The organism is Caballeronia sp. ATUFL_M2_KS44, assembly GCF_023630965.1.
In the GTDB taxonomy this organism is placed as follows: domain Bacteria; phylum Pseudomonadota; class Gammaproteobacteria; order Burkholderiales; family Burkholderiaceae; genus Caballeronia; species Caballeronia concitans.
This window is the reverse complement of record NZ_JALQEA010000051.1, coordinates 92,248-111,731: the sequence shown is the minus strand read 5'-3', so window position 1 is coordinate 111,731 and position 19,484 is coordinate 92,248. Positions and strand designations below refer to the sequence as shown.

Sequence of the window (19,484 nt, the reverse complement as noted above, 5' to 3'; positions counted from 1 at the left end):
CGGCACGCCGGCCCGGCCATCTTTCTAGCAAGAGGTGCTCAATGACCGCAGGAACGTATCAGAACACGCGTCTTTATATTAACGGCGAGTGGTGCGACGCAGAGGGCGGCGCAACCATCGACGTGCTGAATCCGGCTACCGGCGAGAAAATCGGCACGGTCGCGCGGGCCAGCATCGGCGATCTCGACCGCGCGCTCGCGGCGGCGCAAGCCGGCTTCGCGACGTGGCGCAGGATGACCGCGCTCGAACGCGCGTCGCTGATGCGCAAGGCGGCCGCCATCGTGCGCGAACGCGCCGATTCCATCGCCCGCCTGATGACGCAGGAACAGGGCAAGCCGCTCGTCGAAGCGCGCATCGAGGTGAATTCGGCGGCGGACATCATCGAATGGTTCGCGGACGAAGGGCGCCGCGTGTATGGCCGTATCGTGCCGCCGCGCAACGTGAACGCGCAGCAGACGGTGGTGAAGGAGCCGGTCGGGCCGGTCGCCGCGTTCACGCCGTGGAATTTCCCGGTGAATCAGGTCGTGCGCAAGCTCTCGGCTGCGTTGACCACGGGCTGCTCGTTTATCGTGAAGGCGCCGGAAGAGACGCCGGCATCGCCTGCCGAGCTGATCCGCGCGTTCGCCGACGCAGGCGTGCCGAACGGCGTGCTCGGTCTCGTGTTCGGCGATCCGCCCGAAATCTCGAAGTATCTGATCTCGCATCCGGTTATCCGCAAGGTGACGTTCACGGGTTCGACGGCCGTCGGCAAACAACTGGCCGCGCTCGCCGGCCAGTACATGAAGCGCGCGACGATGGAACTCGGCGGCCACGCACCGGTGATCGTCGCGGAAGATGCGGACGTCGAGCTTGCCGTGAAGGCGGCGGGCGCGGCCAAGTTCCGCAACGCGGGGCAGGTCTGCATTTCGCCGACGCGCTTTCTCGTTCACAACAGCGTGCGCGATGACTTCGCGAAGGCGCTGGTCAAGCACGCGGAAGGGTTGTCGGTCGGCGACGGCCTCGCCGAAGGCACGACGCTCGGGCCGCTCGCGAACGCACGCCGCATCACCGCGATGACGAGCGTGATCGAGAACGCGCGCAAGGCGGGCGCGACGGTGGCAACGGGCGGCGAGCGCATCGGCAGCGCGGGCAATTTCTTTGCGCCGACGGTGCTCACCGACGTGCCGCTCGAAGCCGACGTGTTCAACAACGAGCCGTTCGGCCCGGTCGCGGCCATTCGCGGCTTCGACTCGCTGGAAGACGCGATCAAGGAAGCGAATCGTCTGCCGTACGGTCTCGCGGGTTACGCGTTCACGCGTTCGTTCAAGAACGTGCATCTGCTGACGAACCAGCTCGAAGTGGGCATGCTGTGGATCAACCAGCCCGCGACGCCGTGGCCGGAAATGCCGTTCGGCGGCGTGAAGGATTCGGGCTATGGTTCCGAAGGCGGGCCGGAAGCGCTCGAACCGTATCTCGTGACGAAGTCGGTCACGGTGATGGCGGTCTGATTCCGCCGAAGTGTTTGCAAACGCCCGCGCGGTGACGAATCGCGCGGGCGTTTGTCATACATAGACGTACCGCACCAGATGAAAGAACACCGGCGCGGCGAAGCAGATCGAATCGACGCGATCCAGCATTCCGCCGTGCCCCGCGATCATCGATCCCCAGTCCTTCGCGCCGAGCGAGCGCTTCACCGCCGACAGCACCAGTCCGCCGACGAATCCCGCCAGCACGATCGCCAGCGACATGAAAAACGCCGCGCCGAAACCGAACGGCGTCACGCGATACAACGCCGCGCCGCATAACGTCGCGAGCAATCCGCCGCCGACGAATCCCTCCACCGTCTTCGACGGCGACAGCACCGGCGCGATCTTGCGTCGCCCGAAGAGCTTGCCGACGACATACTGCAGCACGTCGCTGATCTGCACGACGAGCAGGAAATAGAACAGCAAAAGCGCGTTCTGTCCGCGATAACCGGCGATATCGAGCGTGAGGAGCGCGGGCGCGTGGCTCAGTCCGTAGACGCACACCATGAGCGCCCAGTTGATGCGCGCGTTGCGGCTCAGGAAGTCGCGCGTGTCTTGCGTCAGGGCGGACAAGAGCGACATCGCGAAGAAAAGGTGCACCGGCACGAAGATGGAATACATGCCGTACCAGTCGATGCCGAGCAACACGTACTGCACCGGCACGGCGACGAAGAACGCGACGAAGAGCGTGGTGTGGTCGCTCTGCGTCGTGGGCGTGAGCGTGATGAACTCGCGCAACGCGAGATACGAGAGCAGCGCGAAGACGACGTAAGTCGCCTTGTCGCCGAGTCCGATGGCGATCGTCATCACCGCGATCATGCCCCACCACGCGCGAATGCGTTCGTTCAGATTGACGATGGTCGCGTTCGTGCGATTCGCCGCTTTGGCGCGCGCGCCGAGTATCGCGCCGATGATCGTCGCCACGACGAGGACGCCGGTGACGCCCGCCACGAGTTGCCAGAAAGTTGTCGGCATGATGTTTTCGATATGCGATGAAGGGACGCGCTCAGCGCGCGTTCGATTGCGGCGCGAGCGCGACGACGGCATCGCGCATGCGGGCGAGGAACGAAGCCTTGTCCTCGCCATCGCGGCGCGCCTGCGGTGCGCCGAAGTGCAGCTTGCAGATGAGCGGTATCGGGAAAATCGCGCCTTTCGGCATGATCCGCTGCAGGTTTTCGAGATAAACGGGCGCGAGTTCGACGTGCGGAAATTCGCTCGCCAGATGAAAGAGGCCGCTTTTGAAGGCTTGCGGCAACGTATCCGCGCCGCGCGTGCCTTCGGGAAAGATGATGATCGACGCGCCGCTTGCGAGCGCATCGCGTACGGGATCGAGCGGATCGCCTCCGGTCTCGCGGCGCCGGTCGATCAGCACGACGTTCAGCAGCTTCTGCGCGATGTGACGCTTGAGCGGACCCGAATCCCAGTAATCGCGCGCGGCGACGGGCCGCACCGCGTCGCGCAAGTGGCGCGGCAACGCGGCGAGCATGGCGAGCGTATCGATATGGCTCGTGTGATTCGAAAAGTACAGCTTCTGCGCGGCGGACGGCGGCCCGGCATGCCACACCGGATAAGCGCCGGCCACGAGCCGCACGAGCGTGAGAAGCAGATCGCGTTGCCAGATGTGCGTGAGTTTCATCGGTCGATGGTTCGAGGTTGAATGTGAACAGGGCGCTATTCCTGTCACAAGCTCAAGATCGACGCAACCGGCCGTGACGACATTTGCCAAATATCGTCGATGCGTTGACACATCCGCCTCTTTAACTAGCTTGGCATTCCTGATGGTTGACGCAAGCCGCGCGGGTCGTGATAGTAGCGCGTTTCATTTCTCGCGCGCCTGCGCGCCTCGTTCCATGAGTCTTTACGCACTGAAACCCCGTTTCCAGGGTCTTTTACGCCCGTTGACCGGCTGGCTGGCCCGCCATGGCGTCACGGCGAATCAGGTGACGCTTGCCGCTGCCATTGGTTCGGTCGCGGTCGGCGCGCTCGCGGGTTTCGCGTCGGCGCATCGCGCGCTGTTTCTGCTGATCCCCGTCTGGCTGTTCGTGCGCATGGCGCTCAACGCCATCGACGGCATGCTCGCCCGCGAGCACGGCCAGAAGAGCGTGCTGGGCGCGTATCTGAACGAACTCGGCGATGTCGTTTCGGACATCGCGCTGGTGCTGCCGTTTCTCGCGATCGGCGGTCTTGCCGCTGCGGATGTCTGGCTGTTCGCGCTGAGCGCGGTGATCGTCGAATGCGCGGGGTTGATCGGGCCGCTCGCGGGCGCGAGCCGTCGATACGATGGTCCGTTCGGCAAGAGCGACCGCGCGCTCGCCATCGGCGCGTTCGCGTTGTGGATCGGTGCGGGCGTAAGCGCGGGGGTTATCGGCACAATCGGCGTGTGGCTGTGGCGCGTGCTGATCGCGCTGGCCGTGCTGACGGCGATGCGTCGCGTGCGCGCGGGGATTGTGGAGACGCGGGCGCGCTAGCTGATGTACACGAGTTGATCGCCGTCGGCGTCGGCGTGTCGAAACGACAGGATGCGCCCGGCGCGCACGTTCAGCAGCACTTGATCGATGCCGTTCACTTCGACGCCGTCGCAACACCATCCGTCGATGGTGAGGAACGAATGGCCGGAGCGCGCGAATTGCCGCTTCAGGTCCATGAGACGCTTGATCGCGCCTTGCCTCGAAGTGAAGTATTGGGTCATTGAACTGGCCGGCGCCGGAATCGCATGAAGCCCGAAGCCTAAGGCGAATCGTCAGACTAATATGTGCGCCAGGCGACACAAGCCGCGTATGCGACACTTCGAAGCGGCGGGCGGACGCCGGCACAGCACGAAAGGACGAGAAAGGACGACGATGAACGACGTGATTCTCCCCGAGGACGACTACGGCGCGACGCTCGGCGACGTGCTCGCGCTTCTGGAGCAGGGCCGGCAGGCGGCGGCGCGCAGCATCAATGCGCTGATGACGGCGACTTACTGGCGCATCGGGCATCGGATCGTCGAATTCGAGCAGGGCGGCGCGGGCCGCGCGGCTTACGGGCAGGCGCTGTTGCAGCGGCTGTCGGCGGATCTGACGAAGCGCTTCGGGCGCGGCTTCGGCGTCGACAATCTGGAACTGATGCGGCTCTTCTATCAGGCGTATCCGGCGGCCGTGACGGAAGCGATTTCCGAATCGGCGGATCGGAAATCGGCGTCGGCGGGGAAGGCGAAATCCGAATCGGCGATTCGGAATTCATCGCTCGCGAATGTGGCCGAGCGATTCCCGCTTTCGTGGACGCACTACGTGCACTTGATGCGGCGCACGCGCTCCGACGACGAACGCCGCTTCTACGAAGGCGAAGCGCTGCGCGGCGGCTGGAGCGTGCGGCAACTCGACCGGCAGATCGGCAGCCAGTTCTATACGCGCACGCTGATGTCCCGCGACAAGCGCGCGATGATCGAGAAGGGAAGCATCGCGGCGCGCGGCGACATCGTGACGCCTGAAGAGGCCATCAAGGATCCGTACGTTCTGGAGTTCCTCGACCTCAAGGACGAGTATTCGGAGAGTCAGCTAGAAGATGCGCTGATTCATCGGCTCGAGGACTTCCTGCTCGAACTCGGTGGCGACTTCACGTTCGTCGGCAGGCAGCGCCGGTTGCGGATAGGCGATAGCTGGTATCGCGTCGACCTGCTGTTCTTTCATCGGCGGCTACGGTGTCTCGTGATCATCGATCTGAAACTCACCGAGCTGAATCACGCGGATGTCGGGCAGATGCACATGTACTGCAATTACGCGCGCGAGCACTGGACGCTGCCGGGCGAGAATCCGCCCGTCGGCCTGATTCTGTGCGCGCGGACCAATGCGGCGGTGGCGAAGTACGCGCTCGACGGGCTGCCGAACAAGGTGCTCGCGGCCGAGTATCACATGATGCTGCCGGACGAAGCGGTGCTGGCGGAGGAACTCGCGCGGGTGCGGCGGGAGTGGGAAGCGGAGCGGGGGAAGGAATGAAGAAAGGCGAGGGCTCATCCACACGCCCCCGCCTGCGCTTCAAGCCTTCGCCGACCGATGCCTCTCGTCCGTGCGACGCGATCCCTTCGTGAACACGAAGAGACTCGCTCCGGCCGCCGCAATCGCGATGCGGCTCGGATTGGCCTTCACGGCATCGATGCCCTTCGCCAGCGCTTGCGCCCACGTCGACGACGGCACGCGTTCGCGGCGCTCGATCTGCCGAACGCGCGGAACGGACGTCACCGAGACGACAGGCGCGGGCATCGGCACGGGGCCGGCTGCATCGGAAGCGGCAGGCGCGTTCGCATCCTCCGCGTCCGCCCGCACCGGCGCCTCACCGCGCGCTTCCACTCTCGTCGCCGCCGCTTCCGCGCCGAGCAGCACCACCGCCGCCGCGAAATACAGCCACATCAAGAGCACCGCGAGCGAGCCTGCCGCGCCGAACGCGTTGGCCGTTCCCGCGTGCGTCAGATAGAGCGCGAACAGCTTCTTGCCGACCGAAAACAGCACAGCGGAGATCGTGCCGCCGACGAGCGCATCGCGCCATTGCACGTGTCCATCGGGCAGATACTTCAGCAGCGCGCCGAACGCGGCGGACAAGATCACGAGCCCGAGCATGAACTGCACGATATCGCCGATGACCACGAGCGGCGACTCCCCGAAGACCCACTTCCCGGCGGCCTGCACGGCGGTGTCCAGCACGAGCGATACGATCAGCAGGAACGCCACGCCCATCACGAGGCCGAAGGAGATGAGGCGCACTTTCACCATCGTGGCGACGCCCGATTTCGGTTTGCCTTCGGCGGGCCAGATGATCGACAACGCCGTGTTCAGCGATGAAAACGTCGCCGACGCGCCCACCGCCAGCAGCACGAACGACACGATCGCCGCAATGCCGCCGCCGCCGCTGCGATGCGCGTGCTCGACGATGGCCTGCACGCTCGCGGCGGCATCGTTGCCGAGCATCCCGCTGATCTGGTGAAAGAGCTGCCCGCGCGCGGCCTCGGCGCCGAACACGAGTCCGGCAATGGCGATGACCATCACGAGCGTCGGCGCAAGCGAGAACGCCGAATAGAACGCGATGCTCGCGGCCATCGGCGCGCCACGGTCGGCGCTGAATCGTTTGAACGTGCGGGTGGGCCACGCGATCACGCGGCTCATGAAGGATTGGGAATGTTGCCCGGCGGTGTGGTCCATCGCTGCCTCCTCGGAATCGTGCCGTAAGCTCCTAGCATCGGGAGTGCCAGCCTTGAATCGGAAGCGATGACGTAGAAGAAGCCTAGCTATCCGTGCCCGGTCTCGACATATCCGGCGTGCCGCGCACGGGCTGTTGATCGGGCTGAAGGTCGGTGTTGTCGGGCAACGTGTCAGGCAACGTCTCCGGCGTGCGCGCGGGCGGCGTGCCGCGCGCTATCTCGGATTGCGAAGGATCGGGCTTTTGCGGATCGGAAGCATCTGGCATGGCGATTCTCCTTGGTGCCGTTTAGCGTGGGTGCGCATCACGCTCTCAGCAACGATCATGCTTGGCGGACACGCGGACGATTAACGCCCGCGTGCCCGAAAAATCACTGCTTGTCGGGCAACGCATACGCGATCACGTAGTCTCCGAGCTTCGTCAGGAACGAGCCATGACCGCCCGCCGCGATCAGCACGTACTGCTTGCCGTTCGCTTCGTACGTCATCGGCGTGGCCTGTCCGCCGGCCGGCAGGCGCGCGTTCCACAACTCGTCGCCGGTATCCGTGCTGAACGCGCGGATGTAGTCGTCCGCCGTCGCGCCGATGAAGAACACGCGGCCCGCCGTCGTCATCGGGCCGCCGAGCATCGGCATGCCCATCTTGAACGGAACCGGAATGGGCGATGCATCGCGCGTCGTACCGATGCGCTTCTTCCAGATCACCTTGTGCGTATCGAGATCGAGCGCCGACACGTAGCCCCACGCCGGCTGCTTGCACGGCAGGCGCAACGGCGAGAGGAACGGATTCAGCGTCACGCCGAACGGCACGCCGTATTGCGGCTGAATGCCGACCTCGGTGCCGGTGCCCGCCTGTCCCGCTTGCGGCGGCTCGATCGGATTGTTCGGCCCGCGCGGAATGAGCCGCGAGACGAACGGCAGCGCGATCGGATTCGCAATCGCAATGCGGCGGTCCGTATCGACGGCGAGCCCGCCCCATTCGAACATGCCGAGATTGCCGGGAAAGACGCGCGTGCCCTGTTCCGACGGCGGCGTGAACGGCCCTTCATAGCGCAGCCGATGAAAGATCACGCGGCACGCGAGCTGGTCGTACATCGTCGCGCCCCACATGTCCGCGCCGGTCAGGTTCTTCTGCGGCCGGTAGGTGAGTTCGGAGAACGGCTGCGTCGGCGAAACGTGATCGCCCGTGGCCGCGCCTTGCGGCACCGGCTGCTCGGGCGCGGGAATGATCGGCTTGCCGGTGCGGCGGTCCAGCACGAAGATGTTGCCGGTCTTCGCGGGCGCGTAGATGGCCGGCACGACGTTGCCGCTCGCATCGCGGATATCCGCGATGGTCGGCTGCGCGGGCAAGTCCATGTCCCATAGATCGTGATGCACCGTCTGATAGAACCACGCGAGCTTGCCCGTCGTTGCATTGAGCGCGAGCAGGCCGCTCGCATAGCGCTCCTGATCTGGCGTGCGATAGCCGCCCCAGATATCGGGCGTGGTGACGCCCATCGGCAAGTAGACCATGTCGAGCTGCGCATCGTAGGCGGCGGGCGCCCACGAGTTCGGCGAGTTCGGCGAATAGCCGTGCTGATCGTCGGGGATCGCGTTGGGATTGGCCGCGCCCGGATCGAAGGCCCACAGCAGCTTGCCGCTTTCCACGTCGAAGCCGCGGATCACGCCCGACGGCTCGTGCGTGCCGTAGTTGTCGGTCACCGCGCCCGCGACGACGATCACCTTCGACGTCACGATGGGCGGCGACGTCGGCTCGTACTGGCCCGGCGTCTTGACCGGCTGCAAGTGCTGGAGATCCACCACGCCGTTCGATCCGAAGCCGGGGCAGCGCTGGCCCGTGGCGGCGTCGAGTTCGAAGAGGCGGCCGTCGTTCACGGGCAGGATGATGCGGCGCGCGCACATCGGCAGCTTCGACGTGTCGTTCGCTTGGCGCGCCTGCGCGGCGGCGGGCGTCTCATAGTAGGAGACGCCCCGGCAAGTGACGTGCTGGAAGCTCGGGTCCGGCTTCAGCTCGGGATTGAAGCGCCATTTTTCCTTGCCGCTCGCGCCGTCGAGCGCGATGGCGTTCTGGTGCGGCGTGCAGAAGAAGAGCGTGCCGTCGACGGCGATCGGCGTGACTTCGTCGGTGATTTCGACGGGATCGTTCGGGCCTTTCATGTCGCCCGTGCGAAAGCTCCACGCTTGCTGGAGATCGCGGACGTTCTTGTCGTTGATCTGCGCGAGCGGCGAATAGCGCGTGCCGCCTTGCGAGTTGCCGTAGGCGAGCCAGTCGCCCGGACGCCCTGACGTTGCGGCAGCGGTAGCCGGTGCAGCCGACCCTTGCCGCGCGAACGATCCGTTGACTTCCTGCGGGTCGTTGAACGCCGCGTACACGAGCGCGATGCCCGTCAGCACGAGCGCCACCGCCACCGCGAGGCCGCCCTTGCCGACCGGACTTGCATACAGCCGATACGTGAACGGCAGCAACAGCCATATGCCGACGACGACGAGCACGTCGAGACGCGGCGCGAGCGCCCAGAAATCGAATCCCGCTTCGACGACCGCCCATATCAGCGTGCCGACGAGCAGCAGCGCGTAGACGAAGAGCGCCGACGCGTTGCGCCGCCCGATGAGCCACGCGACCGCGAGCATGAGGAGACCGGCGATCACGTAATAAGGCGATCCGCCGATGGTGACGAGCCATATGCCGACGCCGCCGAGATAAAGCCCCGATATCGCGAGGAACAGGATGGTGAGCCATTTCACGACGGGAGATGGCGAGCCGGCACGCGGCCGCACCGGCGGGGAGTTCGTATTCATTACGCACCTCTGTTCGGAACGATGGATGGTCGATACGGCCGCGCGGCACAGACGCAAACGTGAACGCAAGCGCCTGTGCCGCGGGCCTTCGGACAACGATCGCAACGATCGTATTGATCGGGACTGTCGGGCCTCAAGCACTCGACGTGCCACCGCCTTCTCCGGCTGCGTATTGCCGAAAGCGCGTGGCTTTCGCTATGCCTGCAATGCGCCGGTGTCCGAGTCGACGATGCTGGCCGCGCTCGCGCGGTTATCCGCCAGATCGCGATACACCGCGAGATAGTCGTGCGCCATGCGCTCCGCACTGAAGCGCTTCTCGAAGGTCTTGCGGCAGCGCGCGCGATCGATCGCGCCGAGATCGCGCACGGCTTGCACGGCTTCATCGACGTTATCGACGATCAGGCCGCTCACGCCCTGTTCGAGCACTTCGGGCACCGCGCCGCGCCTGAACGCGATGACCGGCGTGCCTGACGCCATCGCTTCGATCATGACGAGGCCGAACGGCTCTTCCCAGTCGATCGGAAACACGAGCGCACGTGCATTCGCAAAGAGCGCGCGGCGGGCTTCGCCGCCCACTTCGCCGAGATATTCCACGAACGATTGCGACGCCTCGAGCATCGGCGAGACCGTTTCCTTGAAGTACGCACGTTCGCCGGGATGCACCGCTGCGGCGATCTTCAGCGGCAGGCCCGCGCGCCGCGCGATTTCTATCGCGCGATCGATGCGCTTCTCCGGCATCACGCGTCCGACGAATAGCAGATAGTCGCCGCCGTCCTGCGAATAACGCATCTCGTCCAGCGGCAAGCCGTGATGAACCGTCGCGCGCCAATTCGCATCGGGCATGGCTTCGCGCTGACTGTCCGAGATGGAAACGAGCGGCGCATCCGTGAACGTGGCGAAGAGCGGGCCGTGATCGGCGGGCAGCAGGCGGCCATGCATCGTCGTGATCGACGGGCACGCGAGGAAGCGCTGCATCGGCAAATGCAGGGGTTCCGTGTGGAAGTGGATTACATCGAACTGCGATGAATGTTTGATGACCGCATCGAGCTGACGCAGATGATGACTCGTCGTGTCCCATACGCGTTCGTCGCGCCATAGCGCGGTGGGCGTGCTGCTGTGCAACTGCGCGTGCGTGCGCGAATCCGCCGTGGCGAACAGCGTGACGTCGTGCCCGAGCGCGACGAGCGCTTCGGTGAGGTAAGAGATGATGCGTTCGGTGGCGCCGTATGCGATAGGAGGGACGCTCTCGTAGAGCGGTGCGACCTGTGCGATTTTCATCGATGAATTCCTGTTCGGCCACGCCGATGCATGGCTTCGGTGATGCGGCTTCCGAAGCAATGTTCAGGCCGACGCGCCGCGTTGGATGCGATCGGCGCGCTCGTCGACGGCACGAGGCATGCTCAACCGATGGCCAGCGTTTTCAAACGGAGGACGTCATGACGAAGGTGGCAGAAGTAATGACACGCGGCGTGCAGAGCATTGCGCCGAACGAGAGCATTCGCCGCGCGGCCGAGTTGATGGATGAACTCAACGTCGGCGCGCTGCCCGTCTGCGACGGCGAGCAGCTCAAGGCCGTGATAACGGACCGCGATATCGTGGTGCGCGCGGTATCGGCGGGCAAGGACTCGACGTGCACCGTGCAGGAAGTCGCGAGCGAGCCGGTGGAATGGTGCTTCGAGAACGACGAGATCGAATCCGCGATGGAGCGCATGGAGCAACTTCAGATTCGGCGCATGCCTGTGGTGGACAACGCGAAGCATCTCGTCGGCATGCTCGCGCTGGGCGATATCGCGAGTTACTCGGACGGCGAAGTGTCATCGACGATTCAGGCGATATCCACGCCTTCCGTGCCCGACCGATGATCGCGTCGGCGGACTAGACGCTCACAGCCAGCATGTGAGCATCGCTTCCGGCTCGCTCACGCGCAACGTGTTGAGGATCACGCGCGCGAATGCCGCGCCGAAGATGCCCGTCGATATGACGAGCACCGCCGTCAACGAAGGAATGCCGCCGATGGACGTCGCCACGGCCATCGGCGCAAGCGATGCGAGAGCGCGTGAGCAAGCGCCAGTCCAGCCGACGAATGCACGGAATGCTCCTAGAATGAAGAAGCCGCTGACGTCGGCGGCCATCATTCGAACGATCAGGAGACAGCGATGACGCCTCGCCATGCAGCAGGACTCCTCACGGCAGTCGTGGTCGGCGTAATGGCCGGTTGCGGCGGTTCCGATCATCACGATGCCTACAACGACGCGCCGAAAGTCATCATCGACTCGGACTTCAACACGATGGGCGACGACGGCCAGCTCTTCGCCATGACGACGCAATTGATGGGGCAGGGCAAGGTCAATCTGCTCGGCCTGTGCGTCGTGACCGGCAACGACTGGCTGCTGCAGGAAGAAGCCGATGCGCTGAAGGCAGTCGAGCGCATGGGCGTGCAGGACAAGGTGGGCGTGTATGCGGGCGCGAATTATCCGCTGCAATATGACGTCGCGAGCATCCGCGCGCAGCAGGCCGCGAATCCGAACGGCTACTTCGGCGCGTGGATGCGGCCCGAGCCGACGCAGCAATCGCAACTCACGGCGCCGCCCGACGGCTTCGCGACATCGACGCAACTGAAGGCCGAAGCCGCCGCGGACTTCATGATCGATACGATCAAGCGCTATCCGAACCAGGTGACGATCATCGAAGTCGGACCGCCGACGAACCTCGCGACCGCCGTGCAAAAAGCGCCGGAGATCGTTCCGCTGATCAAGCAGATCGTCTATATGGGCGGCGCGATGAACGTGCCCGGCAACGCGAACGCGGTGGGCGAACTGAACTGGTGGTTCGATCCGGTGGCCGTGCGCACGCTCTTGCAGACGACCATTCCGCAGAAGGTCATTCCGCTCGATGTGACCGACACCGTGCCGCTGACGGAGAGTGTCTATAACCAGATCGTCAATCCGCCGACGGGACAGACGGCGGTGACGCAGGCGTATGCCATCGAGAACGCGGGCGCATTCGCGAACAACACGAATATCTACGACACGCTGACCATCGGATACTTTCTCGATCCGACTTATGCAACACAAACGCAGAGCGCCTACCTCGATATCGATACGACGCCCGGTGAAGATCAGGGACACGTGCGCGTGTATCCGGACGCGCCGGCTGCGGGCGCGTCGCCGCAGAAGATCACATACGTGACGCGGTATGACAACGACAGGTTCTTCAGTTTCTACGTGAACTTACTCACGAGCCCGGTGCCCGTGAAGTTTCAGTAAGTTCAGTCCATGCGCGCTTTGGGAGTGATGGCCGGCGTCACCGGTTCGACGGTTCTTTTGATGGCGCCGCCGAGCGCGCTGCGGTACACGTCGAGATAGGCATTGACCATCGAATCGGGGCTGAAGGTATCGGCGTGTTTGCGCAGCCTGTCATGCACGGACGGTTCCTTCAGCAACGCGATTGCTTCGCGAATCTTTTCGACGAGCGTCTCAGGACGTTCCATGTCGAACACGAGATTCGAGCGCGATTCGATGACTTCGGGAATGCCGCCGCGATTCGCACCGACGACCGGCACGCCATACGAATAGGCTTCGACGATCACGCGCCCGAACGGCTCATACCAGATCGACGGCACGATAAGAATGTCGATGCTTCGAAGGAAATCGTTTGGCTTCACGTGCCCGAGAAATTGCACGCGCGGATCGTCGTACTTCTCCTTCAGCGAGCGAATGTATTCGGGATCGCCATTGCCGCCGTAGACGAGTGTCCAGTCGAGCGTGTTGTCGGCGGTGAGCTGTTCGAGCACGACCTCCGAGCCCTTGTTGCGCTCCACGCGACCGAGCACGCCGAGCCGCACGGGGCCGCTCACGTAGGGCGGCCTTTCATGCAGGGCGGCGTCCTTGCTCGGCACATAGCAGTTGTTGATGACAGCCGTGCGCGTGGCTTGCGGAAAATAGCCGTTATTCAAGTGCTTTTGCAAAACGAAGCGGCTCACGCCGACGGCCACCTGAACGCGGGACGATGCGGCCTTCTTAGGCGCGGAATACAGCGCGCATGAACCGCATTGGCGCTTGCACGGTTCGACGTCGGAAAACATCGTCGTGGCGGGGCACAGCAAGTAGTAATCGCGCGCGGTATGAACAATGGGCACGCCCGCTTTGCGCGCGGCGCGCCATACGTCGACGGAAATGCAAGCGAGATTGCTTGTATGAATGATGTCCGGCTTTTCGCGCGCGATGATGCCGGCGAGCTTGCGCGACATGACGACGTTGACGACATCGATGGCATGCCAGACGAATCGGGCAACGCGCCCGCGTTTCTTCGGCGCATGCGGCCAATAGAGGTTGGCCGAACGCAGACGATAGACCTTGACTCCGTTGAAGTCGGAAACGCTATCCGCGCCTGCCCCCGTTGCACAAGCAACGCACACGTCCATGCCTGCCCTGACGAGCCCCTCGGCGAGCAGTTGCGTGGATACTTCAGCCCCGCCGATCTTGTCCGGGTAGTACAGCGTGTTGACGATGAGTATTTTCACGGCGTTTGAAGTAGTGTCGTCGTCCTTCGATGAGGCGCCCTCGGTCTTGCCTGAAAGATACATTCGTATGCGTTCATATACGTTCTCTGAGGCAAGGGGTACGCCGCTGCAGCCGTCGTGGAAATGAAGCACAACATGGTCCGCAGTTGCGCCATCGCTCCTGGTAAGCAGGAGTTTAGGATAAGCCAAAAAGCTTGAGAAGGCGCAAAGGCAAACGTAAGCAAATGCAAGGCTTCGTATTGCAACAATTCAAACTTCTGATGATGCGTTGGGGCAAAACTTTCTGCTTATGGTGACATCTGGTTACGAGTGAGTGTCAATAGTGCCGCTCGTACTTACTGTTGATTGCCAGTTTCCGCAGGGGATGAAAGGGTTTGGATGGACTGCCTGACAAAGGGTTCAATCGTATTCGTCTGAATGAAAATGGTTTCGTTTGAATCGGGCTAGTGAGTGTTCCGTCACCTTTCATTTGCAGTAGCATTTGCCGCAAGGTAATTAAGATATCTTAACGATTGGGACGAAATTTCTGTGTCGTAACCCACTCATTTATGCAACTTACTCCGCAACGAAGCAACATCGTTCATCGACCAAATGAAGCCGAGCGGCGGAATGAAGATGAGATAGACCTCGGGATGCCCGAAAAACCAGAAGAGATGCTGCCAGAGCAGCACGTCGCCGACTTTGGCCGGGTTATGGAAGTGCGTGCCGACGAGCCGGTCGAGAATGAGCGCCGTGTTGCATGGCATGACCGACGGCATCGCGAAGATCACCACGAACGTCGTCACGATGAAGCGTCGCGCGTCCGCCGCCTTCGGGCGCATAGCGCGCCTGCCACCACCATTGATATACCCCGTCACCTCGATATGCAGCGCGTTCGCCGCCGGCAAGCGCGATATCGCGCGATCCGTGACGACATCCGCGAAGACAAGCCCGACGAGCAGCAACGCGGAGACGATCGTCGCCGTGATCACCGAACGGCTGATCTTGTGCCCGGGCCTTGTGGAGCGCGGTTTGCTGGACGAATTCGGCCGTAAGGAGATTGCCAGCAAGACGAGCGAGGCCGAAAGCATGGATATCGCCAGACAAGTCGTTTCATTCCTCAGTTCGCGCGGCCTGATGCTCGCGACCGCCGAATCGTGCACGGCAGGCTACATCGCGTCGCTGGTTTCGTCGGTGCCGGGAAGCGGCAGTTGCCTCGACGTCGGCTTCGTCGCGTATTCGCCGACGGGCAAGGCCGGCTTTCTCGGCGTGCGCGAAGAAACGATGAAGGCACACGGCCTGACGAGCGAAGCAGTCGCGCGCGAGATGGCGGAAGGCGCGCTGATTCAGGAAGGATGCAGCGCGAATGTCGCGGTATCGAACACCGGTGTCGCCGATACCCCGCCCGACGACGGCCCGCCGTCCGGCACGCAATGCTTCGCGTGGTCCTACAAACTGCGCGGCGGCCCGATCGTGACCTTCAGCGAAACGAAACGCTTCGATGGCGATCGCAACGAAGTCAGAAGCGCCGCCGCGCATTACGCGCTGTCGCGCATCGAGCATTACTTCGATCGTCTGCCACGGCGTTGACTGCGAAACCACGGAAAAGGAGGCGAGCATGCTGGACAAGGACGGCGACGAGCGGCAGTGGCAGCGGCAGGTCATCGAGGAACTGGGCGTGCGCGAACGTTTCGACGCGAACGCCGAAGTCGAACGGCGCGTCGCTTTCCTCGCGGACTATCTGAAGTCGAGCGGACTTCGAACGTACGTGCTGGGCATCAGCGGCGGCGTGGATTCATCGACGGCAGGGCGTCTCGCGCAACTCGCCGTGGAGCGCCTGCGAGCGAGCGGCTACGAGGCGCACTTCGTCGCGGTCAGGCTGCCGTATGGCACGCAGGGCGACGAAGAAGACGCGCAGTTCGCGCTGCAATTCATCCGTCCCGACGAGACGTTCGCCGTCAACGTGAAGCGGCCATCGGATGAAATGCTCGCGGCGCTCAAGGAAGGCGGCGTGCAATACACCGACGATTTCCAGGAAGACTTCGTGCTCGGCAACATCAAGGCGCGCGAGCGGATGATCGCGCAATACGCGATGGCGGGCGCGCGGCGCGGCGTGGTCATCGGCACGGATCACGCGGCGGAATCGTTGATGGGCTTCTTCACGAAGTACGGCGACGGCGGCGCGGACATCCTTCCATTGTCGGGCCTCACCAAGCGCCGCGTGCGCGCGCTCGCGCGGGCGATGGGCGCGGACGAACGCCTCGTCATGAAGATGCCGACGGCGGACCTCGAAACGCTCACGCCACAACGTCCGGACGAAGACAGCTACGGCATCTCGTACGAGAACATCGACGACTTTCTGGAAGGCAAGGATGTCAGCGCGGAAGTGCTCACTACAATCCGCCGCTTCTACACCGCAACGCGCCACAAGCGGGCGCTTCCGGTCGAGTTGCCGCGCGACTGAAATGGGAATGCTGATTGCGCTGCTAACGCCGCATGACCGGCATCACACTGGTCGAACTCACTCATTTGAATTGGAGGCAACATGGCATCGAAAACTTTGCAGGACCTCTTCATTCACGCATTGTCGGATGTGTATAGCGCGGAGAAGCAATTGACGAAGGCGCTGCCCAAGCTCGCGCGCGCAAGCTCGAATGAGCAACTGAAGCAGGCGTTCCAGCAGCATCTGGAAGAAACGAATGGTCAGATCGAACGCATCGATCAGGTCGTGGAAGTGTGCGGGATCAAGCTCAAGCGCATCAAGTGCGTGGCGATGGAAGGCCTCGTGGAAGAAGGACAGGAACAGATCGAGGACTTCGAGCAAGGCCCGATTCGCGATGCCGCGCTGATCGCCGCCGCGCAGAAGGTCGAGCACTATGAGATCGCGACGTACGGCACGCTCGCCACACTCGCGAAGCAACTCGGCCACGAAGAAGCGATGAAGCTGCTCCTCGAAACGCTCCAGGAAGAAAAGTCCACCGACGAAAAACTCACCGAGCTTGCGAAGACTCAGATCGCGGGCGAGGCGCAGGCCGTGGGTTGATTGAGGGACTGCGCATCGCAGCATCACGCGCCGCATCGCCGGCGCGTTTTTTTTTTGCGTTCAGGGAAGGCGGCCGAAGGCGGTTAGAAAGGGAACATCCCTTGCTCGGGCGTTAATTAAAGACAACCAGAAGCCCGAGGCAAGAGACATGGCCGAATCAGACAACGGGGCGCGCAAGAGCGCCGCCTATCCCTATTCTTCCGGCGGCTGGGGATCGCTCAAGGCCGTCGCCAGCGTGCTCGTTCAGGAGAAAGTGCCGCTCAAGGACACGACGGTGCTGCTCAAACAGAACAAGCCGGAAGGCTTCGCGTGCGTGAGCTGCTCGTGGGCCAAGCCTGCGGACCCGCATACGTTCGAGTTCTGCGAAAGCGGCGCGAAGGCGACCGCATGGGACTTGACCGCGAAGCGCATGACGCCGCAGTTCTTCGAGCTTCACACGGTAACGCAACTCAACGCGTGGCACGATCATGATCTCGAAGAAGCAGGCCGTCTCACTGCGCCCTTGCGCTACGACGCTGCAAGCGACAAGTACGTGAGCGTGAGCTGGGAAGAAGCGTTCGAAGACATCGGCCGCGAACTGCGCGGGTTCAATCCGAAGAGCGTGGTGTTCTATGCGTCGGGCCGCGCATCGCTCGAAACGTCGTACATGTTCCAGCTTTTCGCGCGCATGTACGGCACGAACAATCTGCCCGACAGCTCGAACATGTGTCATGAAAGCACGAGCGTCGGGCTTAAAGAGGCCATCGGCGTGGGCGTCGGCACCATCACGCTCGACGACTTCGAGAAGACCGACCTCATGTTCTTCTTCGGACAGAACGTCGGCACCAATAGCCCGCGCATGCTGCATCAGTTGCAGGACGCGAGAAAGCGCGGCGTGCCCATCATCACGTTCAATCCGCTGCGCGAGCCGGGCCTGTTGCAGTTCTCGAACCCGCAATCGCCGGTGGAAATGATCACGCCCGCGCATACGGTCATCAGCACGCAATATCATCAGGTGAAGACGGGCGGCGATTCGGCCGCGTTGCTCGGCATCTGCAAGGCTGTCGTGACTGCCGACGACCGCGCGAAGGAAAGCGGCCAGCCGCGCATACTGGATGTCGAATTCATCGAGCAGCAGACGACAGGCTTCGAAGCGTTCGCGGACTACGTGCGCGCTGCATCGTGGGACGATATCGAGCGCTTGTCCGGTCTCTCGCGCGCGGACCTCGAAGCCGCTGCCGACGAATACATGCGCGCGAACGCCGCCATCGCGCATTACGGCATGGGCATCACGCAGCACAGGGAAGGCGTGCAGAACGTGCGCATGCTCTGCAACCTGCTCTTCTTGCGCGGCAACATAGGCAGGCCGGGCGCGGGGCCGTCGCCGGTGCGCGGGCATTCGAACGTGCAGGGACAGCGCACCGTCGGCATCACCGAGAAGCCGGAGCTTGCGCCGCTCGACAAGCTCGCGAGCCAGTTCCACTTCGAACCGCCGCGCGAAAAAGGCATGAATACCGTCGAAGCATTTCAGGCGATGCTCGAAGGCAAGGTCAACGCCGTGATTAATCTCGGCGGCAATCTCGTGCGTTCGGTGCCGGATCGCGGGCGCATCGAACCGGCGTGGCGCGATCTCGAACTCACTGTGAATATCGCGACCAAGCTCAATCGCAGTCATCTCGTGCACGGCAAGAAGTCGTATATCCTGCCTTGCCTGAGCCGCATCGAAATCGATACACAGGAAAGCGGCGCGCAAGCGGTATCGATGGAAGACAGCACCGGCTGCATTCATGGCTCGCGTGGCGTGGCGGAACCGGCATCGCCCGATGCGCGTTCGGAGCCGTATATCGTCGCGCAAATGGCGAAGCACACGCTCGGCGATCGCTCGACCGTGGACTGGGACCGCTGGCGCAACGACTATGCGCTCGTGCGCGATGAAATCGCGAAGACGTATCCCGAGACCTTCCACGACTTCAACGCGCGGATGTGGACGCCTGGCGGTTTCCCGCGCGATCTGCCCGCGCGCGAGCGCAAGTGGAAGACGAAGAGCGGCAAGGCGGAGTTCTTCGTGCCGGAATCCATCGTCGAAGATCCGGACATGCCCGAGCGCGATGCGCAGGCGCTCAGGCTCATGACGCTTCGCAGCGACAGCCAGTTCAACACGACGATCTATGGTCACGACGACCGTTTTCGCGGCATCAGCGGCGGCCGCATGGTGCTTCTGATGTCCGAAGCCGACATGCAGAGCCACGGCGTGAAGAAGGATGATCGCGTGACCGTGCAGACCATTGCGAACGATGGGTTCGAGCGGCGCGTCGCGGGCTTGCGCATACAGCCGTATGACATTCCCGTGGGCTGCATCGCCGGTTACTACCCCGAGTGCAATCCGCTCCTGCCGCTATGGCATCACGCGAAGGAAAGCAAGGTGCCGGCGGCGAAGTCGATTCCCGTGCATATCGTGGAAGTGAACGGGACGCCGCGCGCGCAATGAAG

18 protein-coding genes and 1 pseudogene are annotated in these 19,484 nt (G+C 63.2%); 9 read left to right on the top strand and 10 right to left on the bottom strand.

Going from position 1 to position 19,484, the window contains the following annotated elements:
* Positions 1-41 precede the first annotated feature (41 nt).
* Positions 42-1,487, top strand: a complete 1,446-nt coding sequence (locus tag NCR39_RS21170) for an NAD-dependent succinate-semialdehyde dehydrogenase (protein ID WP_250454036.1) — start codon at positions 42-44, stop codon at positions 1,485-1,487.
* Between the two features lie 54 nt (positions 1,488-1,541).
* Here NCR39_RS21170 and NCR39_RS21165 read toward each other — a convergent pair whose 3' ends face one another.
* Together NCR39_RS21165 and NCR39_RS21160 are read right to left on the bottom strand one after the other, a co-directional pair.
* Positions 1,542-2,480 carry a phosphatidate cytidylyltransferase gene (locus tag NCR39_RS21165; RefSeq protein WP_250454035.1) on the bottom strand — a complete coding sequence of 313 codons (939 nt, stop codon included), beginning with the start codon at positions 2,478-2,480 and terminating at the stop codon, positions 1,542-1,544.
* Positions 2,481-2,511: 31 nt separating this feature from the next.
* Positions 2,512-3,141 carry a lysophospholipid acyltransferase family protein gene (locus NCR39_RS21160; protein ID WP_250454034.1) on the bottom strand — a complete coding sequence of 210 codons (630 nt, stop codon included), beginning with the start codon at positions 3,139-3,141 and terminating at the stop codon, positions 2,512-2,514.
* Between the two features lie 214 nt (positions 3,142-3,355).
* Between NCR39_RS21160 and NCR39_RS21155 the strand changes: the two genes are divergently transcribed.
* On the top strand, positions 3,356-3,973 hold the full coding sequence (locus NCR39_RS21155; protein ID WP_250454033.1) for a CDP-alcohol phosphatidyltransferase family protein: 618 nt from the start codon (positions 3,356-3,358) through the stop codon (positions 3,971-3,973).
* Here the strand turns inward: NCR39_RS21155 and NCR39_RS21150 are convergent.
* Entirely contained in the window at positions 3,970-4,194 is a 225-nt protein-coding gene (locus tag NCR39_RS21150) for a hypothetical protein (RefSeq protein WP_250454032.1), read from the bottom strand. The genes NCR39_RS21155 and NCR39_RS21150 overlap by 4 nt on opposite strands.
* 151 nt (positions 4,195-4,345) lie before the next feature.
* Here NCR39_RS21150 and NCR39_RS21145 point away from each other — a divergent pair, with 151 nt between their 5' ends.
* Entirely contained in the window at positions 4,346-5,479 is a 1,134-nt protein-coding gene (locus tag NCR39_RS21145; RefSeq protein ID WP_250454031.1) for a PDDEXK nuclease domain-containing protein, read from the top strand.
* 39 nt (positions 5,480-5,518) lie between these two features.
* Here the strand turns inward: NCR39_RS21145 and NCR39_RS21140 are convergent, their stop codons facing one another.
* The 4 genes from NCR39_RS21140 to NCR39_RS21125 form a co-directional block, all read right to left on the bottom strand.
* On the bottom strand, positions 5,519-6,676 hold the full coding sequence (locus NCR39_RS21140) for a YihY/virulence factor BrkB family protein (RefSeq protein ID WP_502800259.1): 1,158 nt from the start codon (positions 6,674-6,676) through the stop codon (positions 5,519-5,521).
* 82 nt (positions 6,677-6,758) lie between these two features.
* Positions 6,759-6,941 (bottom strand): hypothetical protein, encoded by a 183-nt coding sequence (locus tag NCR39_RS21135; RefSeq protein ID WP_250454030.1) that lies wholly within the window; start codon positions 6,939-6,941, stop codon positions 6,759-6,761.
* A 103-nt stretch (positions 6,942-7,044) separates the two neighbouring features.
* A complete protein-coding gene (locus tag NCR39_RS21130) occupies positions 7,045-9,471 on the bottom strand; it encodes a glucose/quinate/shikimate family membrane-bound PQQ-dependent dehydrogenase (RefSeq protein ID WP_250454029.1) in 2,427 nt (808 codons plus the stop codon).
* Positions 9,472-9,666: 195 nt separating this feature from the next.
* A complete protein-coding gene (locus NCR39_RS21125; RefSeq protein ID WP_250454028.1) occupies positions 9,667-10,749 on the bottom strand; it encodes a glycosyltransferase family 4 protein in 1,083 nt (360 codons plus the stop codon).
* A 158-nt stretch (positions 10,750-10,907) separates the two neighbouring features.
* On the opposite strand from NCR39_RS21125, the gene NCR39_RS21120 reads away from it, so the two are divergent.
* Positions 10,908-11,333, top strand: a complete 426-nt coding sequence (locus tag NCR39_RS21120; protein WP_250454027.1) for a CBS domain-containing protein — start codon at positions 10,908-10,910, stop codon at positions 11,331-11,333.
* Between the two features lie 21 nt (positions 11,334-11,354).
* Here NCR39_RS21120 and NCR39_RS29925 read toward each other — a convergent pair whose 3' ends face one another.
* A complete protein-coding gene (locus tag NCR39_RS29925) occupies positions 11,355-11,642 on the bottom strand; it encodes an LrgB family protein (RefSeq protein WP_502800257.1) in 288 nt (95 codons plus the stop codon).
* Here NCR39_RS29925 and NCR39_RS21110 point away from each other — a divergent pair.
* Positions 11,628-12,737, top strand: coding sequence for a nucleoside hydrolase (locus NCR39_RS21110; RefSeq protein ID WP_250454026.1), 1,110 nt, complete (start codon positions 11,628-11,630; stop codon positions 12,735-12,737). The genes NCR39_RS29925 and NCR39_RS21110 overlap by 15 nt on opposite strands.
* Positions 12,738-12,739: 2 nt before the next feature.
* Here NCR39_RS21110 and NCR39_RS21105 read toward each other — a convergent pair whose 3' ends face one another.
* Both NCR39_RS21105 and NCR39_RS21100 read right to left on the bottom strand, forming a co-directional pair.
* On the bottom strand, positions 12,740-13,993 hold the full coding sequence (locus tag NCR39_RS21105; RefSeq protein ID WP_250454025.1) for a glycosyltransferase family 4 protein: 1,254 nt from the start codon (positions 13,991-13,993) through the stop codon (positions 12,740-12,742).
* Positions 13,994-14,574: 581 nt separating this feature from the next.
* A pseudogene (locus tag NCR39_RS21100) lies at positions 14,575-14,781 on the bottom strand (cbb3-type cytochrome c oxidase subunit I); the annotation flags it as partial.
* 280 nt (positions 14,782-15,061) lie between these two features.
* Between NCR39_RS21100 and NCR39_RS21095 the strand changes: the two are divergent.
* The 4 genes from NCR39_RS21095 (at position 15,062) to NCR39_RS21080 (ending at position 19,482) form a co-directional block, all read left to right on the top strand.
* On the top strand, positions 15,062-15,562 hold the full coding sequence (locus NCR39_RS21095; protein ID WP_250454024.1) for a CinA family protein: 501 nt from the start codon (positions 15,062-15,064) through the stop codon (positions 15,560-15,562).
* Positions 15,563-15,590: 28 nt separating this feature from the next.
* Positions 15,591-16,436, top strand: a complete 846-nt coding sequence (gene nadE / locus NCR39_RS21090; protein ID WP_250454023.1) for an NAD(+) synthase — start codon at positions 15,591-15,593, stop codon at positions 16,434-16,436.
* An 81-nt stretch (positions 16,437-16,517) separates the two neighbouring features.
* Positions 16,518-17,015 carry a YciE/YciF ferroxidase family protein gene (locus tag NCR39_RS21085; protein WP_250454022.1) on the top strand — a complete coding sequence of 166 codons (498 nt, stop codon included), beginning with the start codon at positions 16,518-16,520 and terminating at the stop codon, positions 17,013-17,015.
* Positions 17,016-17,163: 148 nt separating this feature from the next.
* The gene (locus tag NCR39_RS21080; protein ID WP_250454021.1) at positions 17,164-19,482 is read left to right on the top strand and encodes an FdhF/YdeP family oxidoreductase; all 2,319 of its coding nucleotides are present in this window, start codon (positions 17,164-17,166) and stop codon (positions 19,480-19,482) included.
* Positions 19,483-19,484: the final 2 nt, after the last annotated feature.

Excerpts from the sequence above, each read along its gene's own strand:
- NCR39_RS21170 (WP_250454036.1), top strand. The coding sequence starts at position 42 with ATGACCGCAGGAACGTATCAGAACACGCGTCTTTATATTAACGGCGAG.
- NCR39_RS21165 (WP_250454035.1), bottom strand. The coding sequence starts at position 2,480 with ATGCCGACAACTTTCTGGCAACTCGTGGCGGGCGTCACCGGCGTCCTC.
- NCR39_RS21160 (WP_250454034.1), bottom strand. The coding sequence starts at position 3,141 with ATGAAACTCACGCACATCTGGCAACGCGATCTGCTTCTCACGCTCGTG.
- NCR39_RS21155 (WP_250454033.1), top strand. The coding sequence starts at position 3,356 with ATGAGTCTTTACGCACTGAAACCCCGTTTCCAGGGTCTTTTACGCCCG.
- NCR39_RS21150 (WP_250454032.1), bottom strand. The coding sequence starts at position 4,194 with ATGACCCAATACTTCACTTCGAGGCAAGGCGCGATCAAGCGTCTCATG.
- NCR39_RS21145 (WP_250454031.1), top strand. The coding sequence starts at position 4,346 with ATGAACGACGTGATTCTCCCCGAGGACGACTACGGCGCGACGCTCGGC.
- NCR39_RS21140 (WP_502800259.1), bottom strand. The coding sequence starts at position 6,676 with ATGGACCACACCGCCGGGCAACATTCCCAATCCTTCATGAGCCGCGTG.
- NCR39_RS21135 (WP_250454030.1), bottom strand. The coding sequence starts at position 6,941 with ATGCCAGATGCTTCCGATCCGCAAAAGCCCGATCCTTCGCAATCCGAG.
- NCR39_RS21130 (WP_250454029.1), bottom strand. The coding sequence starts at position 9,471 with ATGAATACGAACTCCCCGCCGGTGCGGCCGCGTGCCGGCTCGCCATCT.
- NCR39_RS21125 (WP_250454028.1), bottom strand. The coding sequence starts at position 10,749 with ATGAAAATCGCACAGGTCGCACCGCTCTACGAGAGCGTCCCTCCTATC.
- NCR39_RS21120 (WP_250454027.1), top strand. The coding sequence starts at position 10,908 with ATGACGAAGGTGGCAGAAGTAATGACACGCGGCGTGCAGAGCATTGCG.
- NCR39_RS21110 (WP_250454026.1), top strand. The coding sequence starts at position 11,628 with ATGACGCCTCGCCATGCAGCAGGACTCCTCACGGCAGTCGTGGTCGGC.
- NCR39_RS29925 (WP_502800257.1), bottom strand. The coding sequence starts at position 11,642 with ATGGCGAGGCGTCATCGCTGTCTCCTGATCGTTCGAATGATGGCCGCC.
- NCR39_RS21095 (WP_250454024.1), top strand. The coding sequence starts at position 15,062 with ATGGATATCGCCAGACAAGTCGTTTCATTCCTCAGTTCGCGCGGCCTG.
- nadE (WP_250454023.1), top strand. The coding sequence starts at position 15,591 with ATGCTGGACAAGGACGGCGACGAGCGGCAGTGGCAGCGGCAGGTCATC.
- NCR39_RS21085 (WP_250454022.1), top strand. The coding sequence starts at position 16,518 with ATGGCATCGAAAACTTTGCAGGACCTCTTCATTCACGCATTGTCGGAT.
- NCR39_RS21080 (WP_250454021.1), top strand. The coding sequence starts at position 17,164 with ATGGCCGAATCAGACAACGGGGCGCGCAAGAGCGCCGCCTATCCCTAT.